Origin of the sequence: Amycolatopsis roodepoortensis, assembly GCF_024628825.1 — a bacterium.
Lineage (GTDB): Bacteria > Actinomycetota > Actinomycetes > Mycobacteriales > Pseudonocardiaceae > Amycolatopsis > Amycolatopsis roodepoortensis.
Genome location: NZ_CP102415.1, coordinates 8,570,347 through 8,589,015 on the forward strand (window position 1 = coordinate 8,570,347; position 18,669 = coordinate 8,589,015).

General features: G+C 66.9%; 20 protein-coding genes. 5 read left to right on the forward strand and 15 right to left on the reverse strand.

The genetic code is table 11. From position 1 onward, the window contains the following. Positions 1–2: 2 nt before the first annotated feature. From NQK81_RS41210 to NQK81_RS41235, 6 genes are all read right to left on the reverse strand, one after another. Positions 3–389, reverse strand: coding sequence for a YchJ family protein (locus NQK81_RS41210; protein WP_257485815.1), 387 nt, complete (start codon positions 387–389; stop codon positions 3–5). A gap of 13 nt (positions 390–402) precedes the next feature. Continuing rightward, positions 403–780 carry a DUF1801 domain-containing protein gene (locus NQK81_RS41215; RefSeq protein WP_257485816.1) on the reverse strand — a complete coding sequence of 126 codons (378 nt, stop codon included), beginning with the start codon at positions 778–780 and terminating at the stop codon, positions 403–405. A gap of 73 nt (positions 781–853) precedes the next feature. Further along, entirely contained in the window at positions 854–1,057 is a 204-nt protein-coding gene (locus NQK81_RS41220; protein ID WP_257485817.1) for a helix-hairpin-helix domain-containing protein, read from the reverse strand. A gap of 15 nt (positions 1,058–1,072) precedes the next feature. After that, positions 1,073–3,235 (reverse strand): UvrD-helicase domain-containing protein, encoded by a 2,163-nt coding sequence (locus NQK81_RS41225; protein WP_306856015.1) that lies wholly within the window; start codon positions 3,233–3,235, stop codon positions 1,073–1,075. A 133-nt stretch (positions 3,236–3,368) separates the two neighbouring features. Next, positions 3,369–3,998, reverse strand: coding sequence for a hypothetical protein (locus tag NQK81_RS41230; RefSeq protein WP_257485819.1), 630 nt, complete (start codon positions 3,996–3,998; stop codon positions 3,369–3,371). A 184-nt stretch (positions 3,999–4,182) separates the two neighbouring features. Further along, entirely contained in the window at positions 4,183–5,436 is a 1,254-nt protein-coding gene (locus NQK81_RS41235) for an HNH endonuclease signature motif containing protein (protein ID WP_257485820.1), read from the reverse strand. A 227-nt stretch (positions 5,437–5,663) separates the two neighbouring features. On the opposite strand from NQK81_RS41235, the gene NQK81_RS41240 reads away from it, so the two are divergent. Continuing rightward, a complete protein-coding gene (locus NQK81_RS41240) occupies positions 5,664–5,975 on the forward strand; it encodes an antibiotic biosynthesis monooxygenase family protein (protein WP_126734088.1) in 312 nt (103 codons plus the stop codon). Positions 5,976–6,056: 81 nt separating this feature from the next. Further along, entirely contained in the window at positions 6,057–6,854 is a 798-nt protein-coding gene (locus NQK81_RS41245; RefSeq protein ID WP_257485821.1) for a DUF1684 domain-containing protein, read from the forward strand. Here NQK81_RS41245 and NQK81_RS41250 read toward each other — a convergent pair. The 7 genes from NQK81_RS41250 to NQK81_RS41280 all read right to left on the reverse strand — a co-directional run bounded on the left by NQK81_RS41250 (position 6,836) and on the right by NQK81_RS41280 (position 14,973). Further along, positions 6,836–7,831, reverse strand: a complete 996-nt coding sequence (locus NQK81_RS41250) for a BtrH N-terminal domain-containing protein (RefSeq protein WP_257485822.1) — start codon at positions 7,829–7,831, stop codon at positions 6,836–6,838. The genes NQK81_RS41245 and NQK81_RS41250 overlap by 19 nt on opposite strands. After that, the gene (locus NQK81_RS41255) at positions 7,828–8,631 is read right to left on the reverse strand and encodes a MerR family transcriptional regulator (protein WP_257485823.1); all 804 of its coding nucleotides are present in this window, start codon (positions 8,629–8,631) and stop codon (positions 7,828–7,830) included. Before NQK81_RS41255 ends, NQK81_RS41250 begins: the two co-directional genes overlap by 4 nt. A gap of 46 nt (positions 8,632–8,677) precedes the next feature. Beyond that, complete coding sequence (locus NQK81_RS41260; RefSeq protein ID WP_257485824.1) at positions 8,678–11,584, reverse strand: discoidin domain-containing protein; 2,907 nt, start codon at positions 11,582–11,584, stop codon at positions 8,678–8,680. Positions 11,585–11,752: 168 nt separating this feature from the next. Further along, a complete protein-coding gene (locus NQK81_RS41265) occupies positions 11,753–12,439 on the reverse strand; it encodes a hypothetical protein (protein WP_126734084.1) in 687 nt (228 codons plus the stop codon). A 36-nt stretch (positions 12,440–12,475) separates the two neighbouring features. Continuing rightward, positions 12,476–13,201 (reverse strand): HEAT repeat domain-containing protein, encoded by a 726-nt coding sequence (locus NQK81_RS41270; protein ID WP_257485825.1) that lies wholly within the window; start codon positions 13,199–13,201, stop codon positions 12,476–12,478. Positions 13,202–13,391: 190 nt separating this feature from the next. Beyond that, on the reverse strand, positions 13,392–13,877 hold the full coding sequence (locus tag NQK81_RS41275) for an AMIN-like domain-containing (lipo)protein (protein WP_257485826.1): 486 nt from the start codon (positions 13,875–13,877) through the stop codon (positions 13,392–13,394). Between the two features lie 76 nt (positions 13,878–13,953). Further along, positions 13,954–14,973 carry a DUF6734 family protein gene (locus NQK81_RS41280; RefSeq protein WP_257485827.1) on the reverse strand — a complete coding sequence of 340 codons (1,020 nt, stop codon included), beginning with the start codon at positions 14,971–14,973 and terminating at the stop codon, positions 13,954–13,956. A gap of 125 nt (positions 14,974–15,098) precedes the next feature. Between NQK81_RS41280 and NQK81_RS41285 the strand changes: the two genes are divergently transcribed. Continuing rightward, the gene (locus NQK81_RS41285; protein ID WP_257485828.1) at positions 15,099–15,644 is read left to right on the forward strand and encodes a hypothetical protein; all 546 of its coding nucleotides are present in this window, start codon (positions 15,099–15,101) and stop codon (positions 15,642–15,644) included. 11 nt (positions 15,645–15,655) lie between these two features. Next, on the forward strand, positions 15,656–15,985 hold the full coding sequence (locus NQK81_RS41290) for a hypothetical protein (protein ID WP_257485829.1): 330 nt from the start codon (positions 15,656–15,658) through the stop codon (positions 15,983–15,985). 33 nt (positions 15,986–16,018) lie between these two features. Here NQK81_RS41290 and NQK81_RS41295 read toward each other — a convergent pair whose 3' ends face one another. Both NQK81_RS41295 and NQK81_RS41300 read right to left on the reverse strand, forming a co-directional pair. Continuing rightward, entirely contained in the window at positions 16,019–16,261 is a 243-nt protein-coding gene (locus NQK81_RS41295; RefSeq protein ID WP_257485830.1) for a helix-turn-helix transcriptional regulator, read from the reverse strand. A 560-nt stretch (positions 16,262–16,821) separates the two neighbouring features. Beyond that, positions 16,822–17,052, reverse strand: coding sequence for a hypothetical protein (locus NQK81_RS41300; RefSeq protein WP_257485831.1), 231 nt, complete (start codon positions 17,050–17,052; stop codon positions 16,822–16,824). 554 nt (positions 17,053–17,606) lie between these two features. On the opposite strand from NQK81_RS41300, the gene NQK81_RS41305 reads away from it, so the two are divergent. Then, entirely contained in the window at positions 17,607–18,668 is a 1,062-nt protein-coding gene (locus tag NQK81_RS41305; RefSeq protein ID WP_257485832.1) for a helix-turn-helix domain-containing protein, read from the forward strand. Position 18,669: the final 1 nt, after the last annotated feature.

Consider the following 18,669-nt stretch of genomic DNA (forward strand, 5'->3'; position numbering starts at 1 on the left):
CGTCAGCCGACGGGTGCCACGTAGATCCACTGCCCGTCGACGCGGACGAAGTGGCTGTTCTCGTGCATGCTGTCCGCCCGCCGGTCCTGCCGGTAGTGGGCCCGGAACTCCACGGTGCCCTCCTTTTCCAGCAGTCCGCCGCCGGTCTTGCCGAGGATCTCCAGGAACGTCCAACGCTGTCCGGGATCGAGCTCGAGCTCGGCGGGCCTGGTCTTCGGATGCCAGGTCTTCATGAGATAAGCGGTGTTGCCGACGGCGAACGCGCTGAACCGCGACCGCATCAGGAGTTCGGCGGTCGGTGCGGCCGAGGCTCCCCGATGGAAGCGGCCGCAGCACGCGCCATAGGGCTCGCCAAGGCCGCAGGGGCAACGGGACTCGTCGGTGATCACGTCGGCGATTGTGTCATCGAGCCGCCGCGGTGACTTCGAGGTCTCGCGCCTGCTTGAGCCAGCCTGTGAACAGGTCGGCGTCGATGTCCTCGACGGAGCGCAGCTTGACGTGCGCCATCTCCCGCGCGCTCGCCTGCAGCCTGCCGGACTCGTCGTCGATGAGCTGGCCCTTCCGCAGGGCGAAGGTGACGTACGACGAGTAGGCCTTCAGCAGGCAGACGAGGTTCTTCCCGACGGCTTCGCCGGCGCTCCAGGTCGGGGAGGCGTGGTACATCGCCTCGATGGAGCCGGGCAGGGCGGCGTTGACGATCGGGCGCAACGCGGTGGCGACTTCGCGCAGGTTCTCGGGCAGGGCGGCGATGTAGTCGTCGACGTTCGCGAACTTGGCCATGACTCGTTCTCCTTCGGTCGGTGTGCTGCGCTCAGCTAATCGTCCGACGGCGTAAGTTGTCAAGACAAAAAATTTAGTCGGTGGGTTTGAATGTCTGACCTCGTGTTTCCAGCGCTTCGCGGATGATGCGGAGCGCTTTGGGGCCGACGCCGTGCAGGCTCGCTAGCTCGGCTTCCGTCGCGCGGGTGAAGTGCTCCAGCCGGGTGTAACCGGCGGCGGTGAAGGCGCGTGTCGCCGGGTTGCCGATGCCGGGCGGCAGGTCGGTCTGTTCGTTCATGGGTGTCCTCGTCGGTCAGTGGCCGTGCCGTCGCATCCATTGTGGACTGCAGCAGAACTCGCACGGTTCGAGCTCACCGGGGGCGACGGAACCCCAGGCGAGACGCGTGACGTCGTGGACGTTCATGCCCTGCCGATGCGCGCGCCCCTGGCCCTTGCGCAGCCAAGTGCAGTCCGGGTCGTTGTGATACGCGTTTCCCCCGGAGGTCCGGAAGCCATGGGAGAGGACGTTCGGTGGCGGCTTACGGCACAGCGAGCACCACGAGATCGGCATGTCGTGGACGCAGTCCTCTTCGGCTTTCACGGCTTTCGCCAGCTCATCGGCCTGCTCGGGCGCGGTGTCGTCGAGCACGCCCCACCAGAGGAAGTCGCGGGCCCGCGTCGCCGCGACGAGATGCTGCCTGCCGCGTAACTCACGGCGTTCCTCCTCGGCCTGGCTCCCGGTCACGCTCTCGTGGGTGTTCTGCAGTACCAGCACGGCCTCGAAGTCCAAGCCCTTCGCCCGGTGCACAGTGCCGACCTTGAGCTTGCCGTCGGCCGCACCGGTGTAGTGCTCCAGTGCCAGCGTGGGGATCCCGGCCGCACGCAGGATCTCGACGCATCGGCCGAGATCCTTGTGATGGAAGACGATCAGCGCCGAATGATCAAGGCGCGCCGGCAGTTTCCGGACCGCTTCGACCAGCGCGCCTGGCAGTTCTCCGGACGTGCCCCGCCAGGTCTCGGTCGTTCCGCCCTCGCTGGCGGACTCGGCCGCGCGAAGAGCGATCCCGTCGGCGCCGTCGAGATCGTCGACCCGGTTCGTCGCGTCGAAACGTCGCGCGAAGCCCAGAACCTCGGCACGGTTGCGGTAGTTCACCTTCAGGATCTCGCCGCGGCCCTGGACGGGGATGCCGGCGTCGGACAGTCGCCAGCCGCCGGGGTAGACCTGCTGCTGACCGTCTCCGACCAGCAGAAGCCGGTTCGGGCCGTCACCGGCCAGGTCGCGCAGCAGTCGCAGCCCGCACAGGGGGATGTCCTGCACCTCGTCGACGACGACTCCCGCGTACGGCGTTTCGAGCGGCCGCTTCGCGAGTTCGGTGCGGCCGAGCTCGATCAGGTCGTTGTAGTCGTGCACGCCCCTTTCGGCCAGTCCTCGCTGGTAGTGCTCATAAAGGTCCCAGACGAGCGCTTTCTGGCTCGCGTCGAGCCGGAGGATCCGTCCACGCCGCTGGACCGCGACGTAGCCGGCAAGCGTCGTGAGGCCCCTGCCCTTGATCACCCGGTCCAGTTCCGTGCGCCAGTAGTCGACGCTCGGTTCGATGACCTGCAACTTCTCCCGGTGGGCCATCCACGCGAAGCTGAACGCCGTGTCGATCTTGCGCCGATCCACCTGCGCGGGCACCTCGCGCTCGGCGAGGAATCGGCGCACCCAGGCGTGCAGGTTCGTGAACTCGACGCGACCGTCCAGCTCGGGCGCGAGCCGGTCGAAGGCCGTCTTGATCACCGAGGGCAGTGTGTGGACGTAGGTGGTGAACAGCAGCGGCCCGGTGCTGAGCCGGGCCAGATGCCTGAGCCGGTGGAGAGCGACGACCGTCTTGCCGGTCCCCGCCGGGCCACTGATCCGCGCCGGCCCCGAGTAGTCCCGCTTGACGATCGCGTTCTGCTGAGGATGCAGGAAGGTGAGCCACGAATCGAACGGACGTCGCTGGGCTGCTCCGACTTGGTCTTCGATCAGTTCGGTGACGTCCAGCAGCCCTCCCGTGCTCGGCTCACGGTCCGGCTGCTGGACGGCCAGGGGCCGGTAGTCGCGCAGCCGTCGTTCCGCCTGCTCCGCGATGGCGGCGACCGACCGTTTGTCGAGATGGAGCGCGTCCCGACGGAAAATCCGGCCGAGGCTCGACTCGGTCAGTGACCAGTGGACGCCGTCCTGACGGGGGTCGCCCGCGCCCTGGCCGATCACCGCGAGGTGGATGGCGCTCTCGGCCAGGGAACGGCCCTGTGGTCCGGGGATTCCGGCAAAGCGTTCTTTCGCGTGGCGCAGGATCTGGTTCGCGGTCTCGAAATCAGGCCCCTTGTCCGAGATCAGGAGAGCGAAAACGCCTGTCTGGCCGATCAGGAAGGCGTCCGCGCTCCGGCTGTCCCCCGACGGCAGCGCCGCTTTGACCATGAGCCGCCAGCCCGTACCGGTTCGGCTGAGCAAGGCGGTGAGCACGTTGCGTTGTAGTGAGTCCAGACCGGTGAAGTTTCTCGCGAGTATTTCTCGAGCCTGGTTTTCGAGTCGCCTTCTGGAATGGTCGCTCCTGCTCACATGCTTTCCGTTCGTCGGTGGTGGTTCAAGGTGCGGGGAACTCGACGGCGACATCGACGGCCGTCTCAAGCGTCGCTTCGCTCGGCCGTCCAGAGGCGGGCGCGGATTCGGCGATCACGACCAGCTTCTTGGCCAGGCGGGAGTCGTAGTTCTTGCCGGTGAAACGGCTTCCCGGCGGCGCCTCGCCGAAGAGCATGACGTTGCCGGTGCCGTCCTTGTCGACGAGCCTTTTCAGGTCGCTCGCCTCGCCTGCCTTCGGCATCTTCACCCAGGCGACGGAGACGGTGATGGTGTTGCCGGCGCCGTCGTCGACGATGACCATCATGCGGTCGAGATCGACGCAAGGATGGCGCAGGAAGAAGCGCTGGACTTCGCCGAAGGAATGTGGTCCGCATTCGAGCTCCCGCTTGGCGGTCTTCTTCAGCTGACGCCAGCCAAGACGTTGCCAGGATTCGGAATGACGGCCCTTCTGGGCGGATTTCTTGCTGGAGCTTTTGCCTTTGAGGGCTTGGCTCGCGGCGGAATCCAGGGAAGCGGCGGTGCCTCCGCCTATGCCGTTGGTGGCGGCGACGACCACTCCTGCCGTGGCCATCGCGCCCGCGCCGTACTTGTATTTGACCCAACGGCCGTCCGGGCCGCGCGGTTGATTCACCATGGTGCGCTCCGTCCCCTCCCAAGTCCGGAACGGCGATCTTGCTCCGGCTTTTGCGGAACAATCGAGGACTCTTGCGCCAATACGCCCGAACGGCGCAATCGATTCCGGGGTTTCCGCCGGTACTGAACAGTTTTAGGCATGACGAGGGGCCCGTCGCCGGTGTGGCTGGCGGGCTCCTCGACGTTCAGCGGTGGTGGAGGGTGTTGCGGCGGGGTTGTCGGAGTGGGTCTCGGTATTGGGGTGGGATGAACTCTGGTAATCCGTCGGCGGCCATGCGGACTTCCCAGTCGCCGTGGTGGATCAGGCGGTGGTGGAATCCGCACAGCAGCACGAGATTCCGGAGGTCGGTGGGTCCGTCGTCTGCCCAGTGGATGATGTGGTGGGCGTGACAGTTCTTGGGTTTCCGATGGCATCCGGGGAAGGCGCAGCCGCCGTCGCGGATGTTCAACGCGCGTCTCTGGCCTGGTGTGACGAAGCGTCTGAGTCGTCCCACATCGAGGGGTTCTCCGGCTGCGCTCATCACCACGGGCAGCATCAGGCAGTCGCAGGCCGCCAGCCGGGCTTCCCTCGCGGTCATCGTGCCGACGAAGTCGAGACACGCGGCGCCGAGGCCGGATTTCAGCTCCTCAAGTCCGATGGTGACGTTCACGAGGGTGCGGTAGCCGCTGGTGCCGGGTTGGTCCGGGCAGGCGATGGCTAGGTCGAGGAGTTCGGCCCAGGCGTCTCCCAGGCGTTCGCACTTCATCCGCAGGTCGGCTTGGCCGAATTCGTCGACTGGCCGTGGTTGGGCGTAGGCCTCGAGTGCGGCGGCGGTGCGGGCGCCGGTCTCGTCATCGAGGAGGCCGGTGAGTTTCCAGAAGCCGTCTTTGCGGCGTTCCAGGGTGATTTCGCGGCGTGGTTGTTTGGGTTCGGGGTCTTTGGGTTCGTTGCCGTCGGGGTCCAGCCAGCCCAGGAGGTTCGCTTCGGCCTTGGCGAGCTGCTGCGGACCGGCGGTCGGGGCGAGGTCGGCGAGGATCTTCTCCGCGACCGCCTTATCTTCGGCGGAGGTGTCGGCGGGGAGTCTCTTCAAGATCTCCAGGATCTGGTCGATCCGCTCGTCCCCGACCAGGCCCTCGGCGGCGACCGCGGCGGTCTCGGGTGCCACGGCCGGTGCTTCGGTGCCATCCAGGTTCCGCGTCGGGTTCAAAGCAATGGCCCGCTTCACCACCGCACCCGCCTCGGCCCGCGACAACCCCGCCATCTCCGCGAACCAACTCGCCGTAGTCCCATGCCCGAACAAGTCTTTCGCGCCCCGAGACTCGACCTCCGCCAGAAACCGCCCCAAACCCGCGGTGGCCATCCGAATCACCTGCAACGACTGCTGCACGCCATGGGCAAGCTCCAGCTTGCCGGCACGCCACAGTTCTTGCGGCAACTCGGGAAGGAAGGTCTCGGACATGCCTCCATAATACCCGACAAAATCGAACAGGTGTTCGTAATTTTAAGCGATAAGCGAAACGCGCGAACAACACCGAAGGGTGATGCTGCTGCGCAGGGAGATCACGCAAAGAAAACGTGACGCATTTAGTCGGCTAAATGCGGGCGGACGTGCGCAAGTAGTCGGCTATACGCGAACAAAGCAAGTGGTCGAACGAACGCGAAGGGTCGTCGCCTAGCATCGGCACCATGACGACAGGCACCAAGACGACAGTCGAACTGACCCGCTTCAAGGTCCCGGCCGACCGCGCGGACGAACTGCTCCAGGCCCGGCCCGCGATGCTCGCCGACTTCCGGGCCGACCGGGAAGGGTTCCTCGACGCCCAGCTGATCCGGGTCGACGACGAGACCTGGCTCGACGTCGTGTGGTGGCGGTCCTCGGAGGACTTCGCCGCATCGCGGGAAAAGGGGGCGAACCTGCCGGGGATCAAGGCGTTCTTCGCGCCCATCACCGAGTTGATCTCCGCCGAGGAGGGCACCACCGGGGATTTCCGGGCGTAGCCCACATACCGGGACAGGAAATATCATCACCGCCCGCCCGTTGACCTGGGGGAAGAGCGAGGCCACGGGAAGGGATCGTCGATGAGCACAAGCCTGGACACGTTCACGCACGACTGGCAGGACTGGAAGACCCAGCGCGAGCGCGATCTCGCCGATCCGCTCGGCTGGCTCGCCCTGGTTTCCCTTGACTGGCTCGAGGACGAGCCGCGCGCGTACGACGGGCTGCCCGGCCTGTGGTGGCAGGACGCCGAAGCGGCGTACCTCGACCCTCAGGGCGCCGATCTCTCGCACGACGGCGAGCGGATCACCGGTGTCCGTCGCTTCGAGCTGGTCAACAGCGGCGCGACCACCAGGGTCGTCGCCGGCGAGATCGAGATCGAGGTGGCGCGCCGCGGCGGGTACCTGATCCGGACGCACGACCCGAAGGCGCCGGTGCTCAACGCTTTCCGCGGTGTCCCGGCGTACGAGCCAGACGCGGCCTGGGTGCTGGCCGGGACTTTCGAGCCCTTCGACGAGCCGCGGCCGACCACGGTCGGAGCGGTCGTCGAAGGGCTCAGCCATGTCTACGTCTCGCCGGGCATCGTGCGTTTCGACCACGACGGCGCGGAGCACACGCTCACCGCGTTCAACGGCAAGAAGGACGGCCTGCTCATCCTGTTCACCGACGCCACGAGCGGCGTCACCACCTACGCCGCGAATCGGTCGCTCGCGGTGCCGCCGCCGGCGGAGGACGGGTCGGTCGTCCTCGATTTCACCCGCGCGACGAATCTGCCCTGCGCGTTCACCGATTTCGCCACGTGCCCGTTGCCTCCGGCGGGCAACGATCTGCCGTTCGCGGTGGAAGCAGGGGAGAAGCTGCCCTACGAGCGGCAGGGCTGAACGGTCGCGAGCGCCGTCATCGCCTCCTGTTCGAGCCGGGCCAGCTCGGACAGGACGGCGGACGCGTCGTTCAACTTCCCGGCGTCACCGGTTTCCCCTGCCAGGGTGAACAATCCCGAGACCGTTGTCCACAGTGGAGTGATTTCGCAGTACTTCTCATAGGCGCCAAGGAGACCGGCGTCGTCGACGAGGGCTGTGCATTCTCCGAGGAAGTCACGGTAGATCCGGCGGAAGAGTGCGCCGCCGGTCCCCGCCCGCTCCATCAGCATGGCGGCCTGCGGAAGATCGCGCGCCGGATCACTGCTGCGCTCCAGCCATTTCCGCACCTGGACGGCGGCTTTGCCGATCCCGCGATAGCCGAGGTTCGCGATGGGCGGGTCGAGGAACTCGGCCGCGTTGGCCCGGACGGCCGCGCGGACGGCGTCGGCGAGCGGAACGAGAGGCGCGTCGACACCGATGGTGAACGAGCGGTTCTTCGCCGTCATCGGGCCCTTCTCTCCACGGCCTCGTTCCAAGCTCTCCAGCGATGTCGACACGGCCCCACCCTGCTGAGCCGTGTCGACGAGGAAAGCGCGCTCGTCGTCATAGCCGTACATGGCGACGAAGTGCCCGCCGAAGTGGACTTTCGACGTGAAGTACTCCAGGTGGTACGAATCGAGTTGCAGGCCGACCGGCACACCGGTGTCGATCTCCTCGGCCACGTTCCGCCACGCCGTGCGCGCCGACGTCGTTTCCTTGACCCGCAAGGACAGTCCGAGCCGGTCGGTCAGCCTTCGCGTGATCTCGACGGGTTTGCTCCGCCCGCCGAGGAACGGGAACGGCAGGTTCTTCCCGTCCCAGTAGACGAAGCCCAGTCCTTCACCGAGCCCGAACAGCATCGGCTCGGACAGCTCGATCCCGGCGTGCCGCAGGAGGACGTCGAGCGTGCTGGTCTCGCAGTGCACCCCGCCCGCGGCCGCGATTCCCTCGATGATCACGAGGTCACCGGCCAGGCGATTTCGGTGCGGTAGGCCTCGGGCACGACGCCCGGTCCCGGTGCCACCAGGTACAGCTCTTCAGCGGGCCCAGCTGGGACGCGGTCGCGCTCGGCGATCCAGCGGCCGAGTGATCGGTACGCGGTCTCGACGTCTTCGTAGCCACCTTCGTGGATCGTCGCCACGAGCAGACCACCGGGAAGCTCGGCGGGGCCGATCTCCCCGTCTTCCCGCACCGGCCCGTCGACGGGGACGAACAGTTCGACGGTCAGCTCCTCGGGATCGCCGGTGAGGTATCGGGTCCCGGGCGGTCCGGACGGTGCCACCCCTTGCGCGCCGAGCGCCACGAACAGCCGGGCGTACGCGGGGCCGATCCGCTCCGCCAGGCCGCTCAGCGGGGTCCGGATCGACAGGCGCGCGATCGGCTGCGGTGTGCGCACACGCTCGTAGACATGCAGCCACCGCGTCGGTTCGGCGAGCACGGAGTCGAGCCCGTCGGTGATCGCCGCTAGCTCCGCGGCCCGTGCCGCCACCCGGTCGTGATGTCGTTTGATCGCGGCCTTGACCTCGTCCGGGTCGCCCGCATCGAGGATCCCCGCGATCTCCGCCAGCGGCACCTCGAGCTCCCTCAGCCGCCGGATGAGGCTCGCCCGGGCGAACTGTTCGAGCGAATACCGGCGGTACCCGGTGCCGGGGTCGATCCTGGCGGGCACCAGCAGCCCGATCCGGTCGTAGTTCCGCAACGCGCGGACCGACAGCCTCGTGGCGTGCGCGAACACGCCGATCGGCATCAAGGTCGTCATGGGACCAGCCTGAACCCTCTCCCGGGGAGAGGGTCAAGCCGGTACCTCACCCCAGTGACAGCCGATCGAGATCCGGGGCGGACGCGTGGTCGTTGTGCAGTGTGATCGTGTTCGCCCCCGCCTTCAGTTCGACCGGCAAAGAGGTCGTGAGCTGGGTGTTGTTGCCGGTGCCGTCGACCTTCACCTCGATCGGTGTACCGCCGTTCACCGTGACGAAGTACGAGCGCGGCCCGTTGACGGTGAAATCGATGTGGAGGGTGTAGCGCCTGGTCTCGGGCACGGTGACGCCGTCGAACCGCACGAACGAGCCCGGGTCGCCGCCGATGTTGCGGACCTTCTGCCCGCCCGAGCACACTCCGCAGTTCGTGACGCCCGCGTCGCCGACGTCGTTCGCCGAGTCTTCGGCCTCCCGCATGAAGACCCGGTCCGCGGGACGCGGGCTCACCCGGACGGGTTTGCTCACCGATTGAGCCCGGCCGAGCAGGTCGAACGACGCGGTGATCGGGACGTCGGCCGCGGTGACACCTTCGGGGGAGACCAGCGTCCACGAGGCTTCGAGCTCGTTCCCGACCCGCATAGACGCCGTCGTGGCCGGAGCACCCTGCAACGTCCAGCCCGCCGGGACCGCGGGCGTCAGGCTGACCTGCTTGATCGTGTCATCGGCGTCGAGCCGCAGCTTCGCGGTCACCTGAAGGGATTGCCGCCCCGTCGCGAGCCATTGGAGGCCGCCCGGTTCGACGGTCAGTGTCGTCTTCGGCGTGTAGGACGGCGGTGGCAGGGGAGCGATCGCGATCCGGTCGAGGCCTGGCCCCGAAGTGGCGTTGCTGAACACCTTGACCGTGTTGGCGCCGGCGTTCAGGTCGACGGGAACCGCCGTCGAAGCCACGACTCCTGGCGTTCCCGCGTCGATCGCCGTCTCGACAGGGGCGCCGCCGTTGACACTCACCGCCACCGACGTCGCGGGCCCGCCCATGGTGTCGAGCTGAAGCCGGTGACTTCCGGCTTCGATGGCCGTCACATTCGGATAGGTGACCGAGTTGCGCGGGCCGCCACCGAGCCCGGTGATTTGGAACGATCCGGAGCAGGACGAGCAATGGCCGAGCCTGGCGCGGCCGTCGTGGTCGTTGCGGAAGGACTCCGCCTCCAGCGGAACCTGCGCGCCCAGCACAGAGCTCGGGTAGCCGTACGCCACCTTGATCTCGTCGATCGCCAACTGCTTGTAGAAGGGTTTCGCCTGCGGCCCGGACCAGGTGTTCAACACTTCGAGTTTGACGAACCGGGTCTGCCGCTCGCCGAAATCGATGAACTGCACGCCGCGGGCGCTCGGCATCGCGCCGGTGCGGACCGGTTCGCCCCAGTTCCGCCCGTCGTCGCTGACGTAGACGCGATAGTCCTTGATCCGCGCCGAGTCCTCCGGCCTGCCGAACGACTCGCGCGCGTGTGTCGGCGACATCTCACGCTGGTTCACCGCGAGGTAGGTGGCGGTCCGTCGCCTGCCGAGGTCCAAAGTCAGCGAAACCGGCTGCTTGCCGTCGGCGTCCCAGTAGTTCTCGAAGTTCCCGTCGACCAGGTTCGACGCCGGATGCCCGGCGCGCGATGACGAAGCGGTCGCCTTGATGGTGCGGGAGTCGAGGAAGTGCTGCTGCCCGGCGGTTTCCACCTTGAACACCGTGTCGTAGGGGTCCCAGTCCTTGATGTCCACAATGGTCAGATAACCGCCGGATTGGCTGAAGCGCAGCGGCTTGCCCGTGCGCAGATCGGATACCGCGGTCACCTTGTATCCGTTGTCGCGTAACCGGAGCAGGTCGGTGCGCGGCCGCGTGACCACGTGAAGGTGCTGCGTTGCCGCGCCCGGCCCGACGGTGATGACGCCGTGCGCACCGTCGTTCCAGAACCCGGGCTGCATCCCGCCGTACATGTACCCGCCGCCCTCTTTGCCCTGTAAGGAGGACTTGATCGGGGGCACCCAGCTCGCCATGAAGTTGTTGTACGCCTCCTGCCGCGGCGGGAACTTCCCGTTCACCATCGGGGTCTCGGCCATCAGCGACTTCATCGACGAACCCGCGTTGGCGATGTAGCGCCCGGTGGACAGCCGGAAGTCGACGGCCTGATCGGCGCCGTCGTACCACCAGGCCCCGTTGGTCGGCAGCTTGTAGTCGGCCTCGGTGAGCCTCGGCATCGGGGTGAAGGCGGCCTGCGGATAGTCGTACGCTGGTGTGATGCCCGTCTTCTGTTCGTTGCTGACGGTGTCCATGATCGGGGTGTCCTCGTTGTTGTTGCTCAGCAACCAGGACGGCCGTTTCTCGCGGATCTGTTCGTAGAGCCGGTTCTTCTCCCAGTAGTCGTTGTCGTTGTCGATCCAGAACCCGGAGAGGCCGGCGTAGCGGTCCATGACCTCGTGGAAGAGGTCGTAGCTGTACTCGCCGAAGCCCTGGCGGGTCGTCAGGTCGACCTGCTTGCCCTTGTAGGCGGAGTACGCGGCGGAATCCAGTGACTCGACACCGGTCTCCTTGTGCCACTGGGGATCGTCGGTCATGTAGAGGATCGTCCGGACGCCTTTGGCATTGCCCGCTTCGACGAGTTCGCCGAGGAGGTCGCGGCGCGTGGAGCAGCTGCCCGGGATCGCCGACGGCCACGGACGCGCGTAGCCAAGCCTGCTGTGGAAGGTGGCGAGCACGATGTAGGAGGCGCCCAGCTTGCGGGCTTCGTCCACCCAGTAGTCCGCGCTCCAGCCGCCGTCGGTGACGGCACGTTCCCAAGCCGCGCAATCGGTATGACGTGGCGCGGTGAACATGCCCCAATGGAGGAAGAGGCCCGCGGTGGCTTCGCGTAACCACTTCTGCCGGGGATGGTGCACCTCCGCGCTCGCGGCCGTCGTGGTGAGCAGGCTTGCCAGCAGGGCGAGAACTACGGCGAGCCAGGCGGTGCGATGCGCTCGAACTCTCATGACCATCCGCTCTCATCCAAGGCGTGGTTTCCCGAGAGATCCGATGATTGCGGCAGAAATCTCCGTGGTCAAGCCCCGATGAGCGGGACATGGTCCAAGTCATCAGAGGTATTAAGTGACGTTGAAGGCATGGCCCCCTCGTCTGCAGTACGAGAGGGCCGTGTCGGTCGTGCTTCAGATGTTGAAGCCCGGGTGGGTCGCGAAGGCGTTGTCGATCACGAGGTTCCCGCGCTGGCGGGCTCGTTCACGCAACGCCGACGTCGTGCGGGCGCCCTGGGCGTAGAACCACCACAGGTAGAGCGCGCCGTACATCCAGGCGCCCTCGTAGCCCCAGGTGGAGTCGGCGCCGCTCTTGCCGGCACCGAACACCGAACCCGCCGGGAAGTTCGCGTTGTGCGGCTTCCCGCCCTGGTGTCGCGATTCGTGGATCAGCGTCTCGGCGCGGCCGGGAACGTCCTTGGAGTACCAGAAACCGAGGTACAGCTCGATCCGGTCGTCGACGAACGCCCCGCTGAACGAACGCGCGATGGCGCTGCCGTCGCCGCACAGCGAGCGGAGGTCGTCGCAGTTGTCGCGGACGTACCGGCGGGCCCAGTTCAGCATCGCCCCGGAATAGGCGTCGTTCTGGTAGTCCTGCGCCGAATAGGTCAGCAGGTAGCACGCGTTGAACGTCCGGGCGAGCGGCTTGTCGGTGTTGCACGCGTCTTCCCAGCCGAAGCCGTCGTCCCAGTAGTCCTTGTTACCCGCGAAACCGTAGGTGTTCCAGAAATAGTCGATGTAGGTCTGATTGCAGATCGAGGCGCCGTAGAAATTGTCCCCGGTCACGTTCTTGTCGGGCACGGTGTAGCTGCAAGTGGCCATCGGAGATCACCTGTCTGTAGAAGGAATGGGTTCGGTTCAGGAGCGCGGGGGCTCCGGCGGCGGCACGTCGTCGGCCCGTGAGTCCTTCACGTGCCGGCCGCCGACGGCCTGGGGCACGCCGCGGACGTCGACCCGCCGGATGTTCAGCAGGCGCTCGTCCTCGGTGCCGCTGAGCTCCTCGCGCACCCGGCCGGTGAGCTCGGTGTCCCCGGACTCGGCGATGGCCTGGACCGCCGCGCGCCGTATCGTGAACACCTCGTGCCGGACCTGGCGAAGCAGCAGCTCCTTCGCCGCGCTGTCCCCGGCGGATGCCAAGCGCGCCAACGCTTCCACGGCGGTGGTGCGGATGATCACCTCTTCGCCGACGGTGCTGATCCCGTGGGCGGGATCGTCGGAACGCTCCGGCGGGATCGGCTGGCGCAGCACGTTTTCCAGCACCGAAGCGGCGGCCGGGTGTCTCAGATCGGTGAGCAGCTGGACCAGGCCCCAACGCTCCAGGTACTGCTCCTCGGACAAGGCGTCGTACTGCGCTCCGAGCGCCGGGACGACGTCGTCCGCGCGCTCGCGAAGCCGGTCGAGGCTCCGCTGGTAATTGCGCTCGGCGTCCTCGCCGGACGCGGCCATGGTTTCGGTTGCCTGGGTGACCAGTTCGCCGATTTCGCTGTCCGAAAAGCTTCCGAGGCCCGAACTGTCCGGGCCCGCTTCGAGATTGTCGCCACCCGGGCCCAAGGACGGGGTGTCGGGATTGCGTGGGGTCGGCATGAGGTTCTCCTTCGCAGCGGCGGTGATGCTGACGGAAAGAAGGAACGCGAACCCTGGCGGCAGATACCTGATTTTCCGAAAATTCGCCCGTTGGGGCAGAACGTGATTTTCACCGCGGGAATCCGAAAAGGATTTTGCTCACCGAAAATGGGATGATCGCCGAAAAGCCTTCACGGATTCCCGCTCGTGATCAATGACGGACGTCGATGACGACACGGTTCGGCGAGGTCAGGGTGAAGACGCTGACCGAGGTCCTCGATCGGACACCGAGACCGATGGACAGGGTGCCCTCGAAGTCGCCGGTGACCGCGACCGCCATGACGTTGCGCAGATTCCGGGTCCGGAACTTCTGCGGTCCGGGATAGGTCGGATTCCCGGCGTCGTCGTGTGCCGCGGCGGGCGACGCGGTGACCGCGACGAAGAATTCCCCGGTCAGCCAGACGATCTCGCCGGAACCGTCGGCGATCAACTCGTCGACGAGGTCGTACCGGACGGCGGGAGCCGGACCGGCGGTCAGGTCGAGCACGACCCGGTCGAAGCCGGGGTTCTGGCCGGTGCGGATCCCGGTCATGGCGGGGATCTGCGGTGCCGCGGCGGACGCCGGGACGACCGCGGCGACGGCGCCGGTCAGCATCAGGACGGTGGCGGCGAGCGCGCGTCGTAGGGTGATGGTCATGAGATGACCTCCTGCCGGAGAGTTGTTTCCGGAGAGACGCCTCCAGGGCTGGGAGGTTGTATTCTTCGCGCGATCGTTACCGTTCGCCGAATTCGCGTCGAACGATCTCGAAGTCGGCGGGGAAATGGTTTCTCACTCGCTTCGCTAGCCAGCGCATGTAGCGGAGATCGCTTTTCGCGGAAGCGATGAGATGGGTGAATCTCCGATCGTCTTCGCGATAACTGTCGTCCTGCGAGGCGAAGACGCACTGGACGTCCGTGGTGCCGCTGCTCCAGCAGAGTGCGCCGAGAAGGTACTGCTCGACGACGAGGTTGTAGTCCTCGAGCGGCGCGAGCCGTCGCCAGGCTGTCTGGTTCTCCGCCGACTCGACCATGCGGATGGCGAGATCGGCGTAGCGGCGGAGGAGGGGGATCGCCGTGCCGCCGACGATTCCAGTGCACAGCGCGGCTTCCCCGGTGTAGTCGCCGAATTCCTTCGGCAGGAAGCCGCCCGTGCTCCGGATCGCCTCGGTGGCGGCCGCCGGGCGGTAATAGCCCGCATCGGAAGCCGGTGCGTGCTCGGGATTCTGGGCGACGACCTCGCCGTCGAGCCCTTGCGCCGGGAATCCGGGCCAGAGGAACACGTCGTTGTCGATGTGCAGGAACGGCTCGCTCTGCTCGCGGTACGCGTGCAACTTCCCGAGCGCCCACCAAGACGGGTCCTGCCCGGCGAGTCCGTTGAGCGCCAGGGAAATGTCGTCGAAGGGCAGTCGTAACCGTCCGACGAGCAGTTCGTGCCCCCAGTCGTCGGTCACCAACGCCGTCGTGGGGAAGAGGCGGGACGCGAGCCGGAACGACAGGACCCAGGACAACGCGTGGAAGAAGTCGCTCGGCCAATGCCTTCCGTGCCGGCGCCGGTACGGGACGCTCCAGAACGACCAGACCGCCCGGCGGATCGGCCGCGCGGCCCTGTCACCTGGACGGAGCACGCGGACCGGCGGAGGGCGCCAACCCGGCACGCTGATCTCGCCGTATCCGCCGTGGCGGGGGATTCCGGGCGCGAGCAACCGGCCGCCGATGGCGACCGCTGTGCCGGGGTCGTATCCGTAGTACGGCATCGCGCTGTGGTTCGGGCCGGGGAGGTCGAACGTTACGCTCGTTTGTGGTGTACTAGTACACCTTGGGCGCGACGACCGGTGAAAGCCTTCGTCGGTTCTGATCTTTCACGGTCAGGAGGAGTTTCTTGTCGTCACGAGCGGGGACGCAGCCCGTGTTCCTGGAACGCCTGCTGCTGGACGTGGAAATGCGGCGAGGGCAGGTCCATCGCCGTCTGGCCGTGCGAACCGTCATCGCCTGCGAACACGGCGTCGACGGCTTCCGGGACTCGGTCCCCGTCAAAGCGATCATCGGCTGCCGTGCCGAGACTTCGGTGCTGCGCTTCCCGAAGCCGCTGCGCAAAGGAGAGCGGCACGAGTTCGTCTCCCTCGTCTGCGACGACGATCTGGACGGCGAGAGGCAGTGGATCAACGTCGACGTCGACCATCACGGGATCGCGCCCGGCGCCGTCGACGATGAGGGCAAGGTGGTCGGAGGGCTGAACGTCAGCATCACGTTCGACGACCGCGTTCCCGAAGCCTGCTGGTGGTACGCGGAGCAGACCGAGTGCGAGCGCGTGGTCCGGCCGCCCGCCGGCGATCGGCGTCTGCTCGAGATCCGGCGCGGCGTCGTCGAGCACACGTTCGCGGGGCCTTGCCGCCCACGGGAGCAGTACGGCATCGCTTTTCGCTGAGGGGAGTGAACATGGCCGGTGACGTGGGCTTGGAGTCGCTGCTCGACTACGCGCGAGAGGACCGGGTCGGGCTCTCGGTCGTGGTCGCCGTGGCGGGAGCGAAGGCGGGCGAAGGTGCGACGTTCGCGGAGAAGACCGCGGTACTGCTCTCGGTGGTCGGTGACTTGATGGACCGGGGCGCGGTCCCCGGCGACCTGGTGGGCGCGGATCGCGACTTCGTGGCTTGGCCGGGGTCGAAGGCCGCCGTTCTGTCGCGGTTGGCGTGCGAGGTCAAAGCGCTGGGGGAGGAGGCGGCGACGGGGGAGCTTTGCTGGATCCACGATCCGGCCGCCGCTGGGTGAGCTCGCTGCTGCTCGGGTGCCTTGCCGGGACTGTTACGGCCCGGTCAGTTCGCGCCGACCGGTGTCCGTGAGCACGTAGTACGGTCGCCCGTCGGCTGTGGTCTTGTCGAATTCATGGGCTATCCAGCCGAGGTTGCGCATCACATCCAGCATCTCCGACAGCCGCCGATGGCTGAGGGAAGCTTCGCGCCGGAGGTCCCTCGCGTAGAAGCGGGCTTCGGTGCCTCCTGCGAGGAACACCGCCGTTAGCCTGCTCATTTCTCGGGCTGTGCGCATGAACCGATTCTAGACCTCGTCGTCCTTTTCCGGCGGGCTGGAAGCCAATGGAATGGTGTGGACGGATAGGCGCTACACGGATGAGTTGGCCCGATCGGCTGTTTCGGCGGACGACTTCCCGTCGAAGACCATGTTTCGCATCTGGCCTCCGACAAGACAGCTATAGCGGTAGCGTCGTCGTCGTTTCTTGGCCACGGCTACCGCTTCGATGGGGGGTCCGGAAAGTCCGGCGGCTTGGGGACGCTGGGCGGACCGGAGTTTTTGTCCGTGGGCCGTGTGGGTGTGTCCTTGCCCGGTCCTGGATTCGTGGGACTGGTCCCTGCGGGATTGCGTTCGCGTGCCATCGGCCCTATCCCTCGTCCTCGTTGTCGGACTTGTCCCTTGGCGGGGGTGTGGCTGGAGTCCGGGCGGGATGGGGCCCGCCCGCCGGTCCCGGTTGCCCGCCGTCCTCTTCCGCCACGGCGGCGGGGTTTGGAACCTGGTCGACGTGCAGGGAGGACCCTCACGCCGACCAGGCGACCCGACGCCACACAGGTGAAAGGGGCGTGGCGCCGGGCGGACTAGGGGCGTGGAGCTGGTGATACTCCGATTCCGAGCTGTTCGCCGTCGACCTCGTTCGCGCGTCGTACGAGCGCGACACCGATCGCCACGAGGTCACGGCCGAGGCACCGGAGCCCGGCCGCGTAGTGCTCGTCCGAGGACTGCAAGGCCAAGAGGTCCAGCGTGACCTTGCCGATGTCGGTGTTGACCCGCGCCAGGCCGGAGAGAAGGTCGCGGTCACGCTTGTCCACTGCGCCCCCTTTCGCCGCGTGCTTCCGCGTTCGCATCGCGTAGTAGTCCTCCGCATATGACGCATCGAATGGCCGCTGCCGGCGCTGCGATCCGGTCTTCGCCGATGGCGGTCCGCTCGTGCCCGAGCGGCTCTTGATGCACTTCTTCGCACCACGGGAGCAGCATCGGAGGCCAGTAGAGACCCGGGGTCAACAGCGCACGGCGGTACAAGTGTGCTTCGGACTCGGCGAATAGACGCCATTCGTACCCGGCTGCCGCCGACACCGACGCTTGCCGTGCCTGTGGCGCCCACTCCCGGCGCGTTCCACTGGGACGGCCACAGAACTGTCGATTTCGCCGGACAGCTGTTCGCATGACTGGGTCACTCCCGTCGTGTTCTGGCTGGTCGGAGCCATCCCGAAACCTGCAAAGTGACGCTACGATCACCAGTGATTACGCAGAACCGACCGCGAGTACGGGTGCGGTGCGACAGAAGTCGTCCAGAGCGGGAGCGACCGTGGGTGGATCACCGGCAACACCGACCGGGAGTCAGGGTTCCCGGTCAACGGGCATCGTGACCGGCTACGTACTCAAGCTCGCACGCCAGTCCGCGGGGCTGACGCAAGAACGGCTGGCGGAACGGCTCGCGGTAGACGCCAGCACAGTTCAAGCATGGGAATCGGGGCGGCGGCCCCTGTCGGCGATGGCTGCCGGAGAGTTCGTCCGGTTGTGCGCCCGGCTGTCACGGCTCGGCGCGCCGTCGTCGACCGGCCGACATCTGCGTGTGGCGATCGAAGCCGATCTGGTCCTCTCGACCGGGATTTCGGCCGGCGCCGATCGGTTCGATCCCGAGGTGCATCCGCTGGCGGCGAGCGTGCACCGCAAGTCACTGACGAACCTGATCACGTGGCCATTTACCGGGCACATGCCGCCCGAGTTGGAGGTATTCAAGCCGAAAGTGCCGCGTCGTGGACCGGTCGCGTTCGGGCCCACGATGGGTGCTAATGAACGAACCCGGTTCTTCGACCATCTGCTGACCGTCGCGGAACGCGGTACTCACGCCGAGGATGCGCTGCTGCGGCGACAAGCGGTGTATCTGCTCGGCTTCGACCAGCGCGAGCAGGTGGCCGAGTGGCTTCGCGGTGAATGGGCAAAGGCCGGGCGCCTCCCGATCGCAGACGGCGACGTGACCAGTCTGCTCGAGGCTCGCTCGGCGTCCGTCGCGCTCGCTTCAACTGGCGACGGCTCGCACTTGCACGACTTCGTCAAGCGCGCCAACGGGACGCGCGCGGAACTCGCGAACCTCAACTACTGGGCACACTGGATCGGCGAACTCCACGACGACCAGATCGACGACTCCTTCATGGCCGACGACGACAGCATGGCGTGGTCCGGTGTGCGGCTGCTTCACCACCTCGTGAGCCGCCTCGATCCGGCTTTACCGCACTTGCCCCTCAATCTGCACACCGTGCACACGCTCGTGGCCAGCCGTCCCGCTCTGCTGACGACAAGCCCTGCCGTCCGCAGAGCACTTGCTAGGGCGCTTGAGGTGGTCACCTCCGCCGATACGCTGACCCGCGACGGACGCGACCAGGTTGCTGGCCTTCACTATGCTCTGCGCCTCGCCGATCGATAGG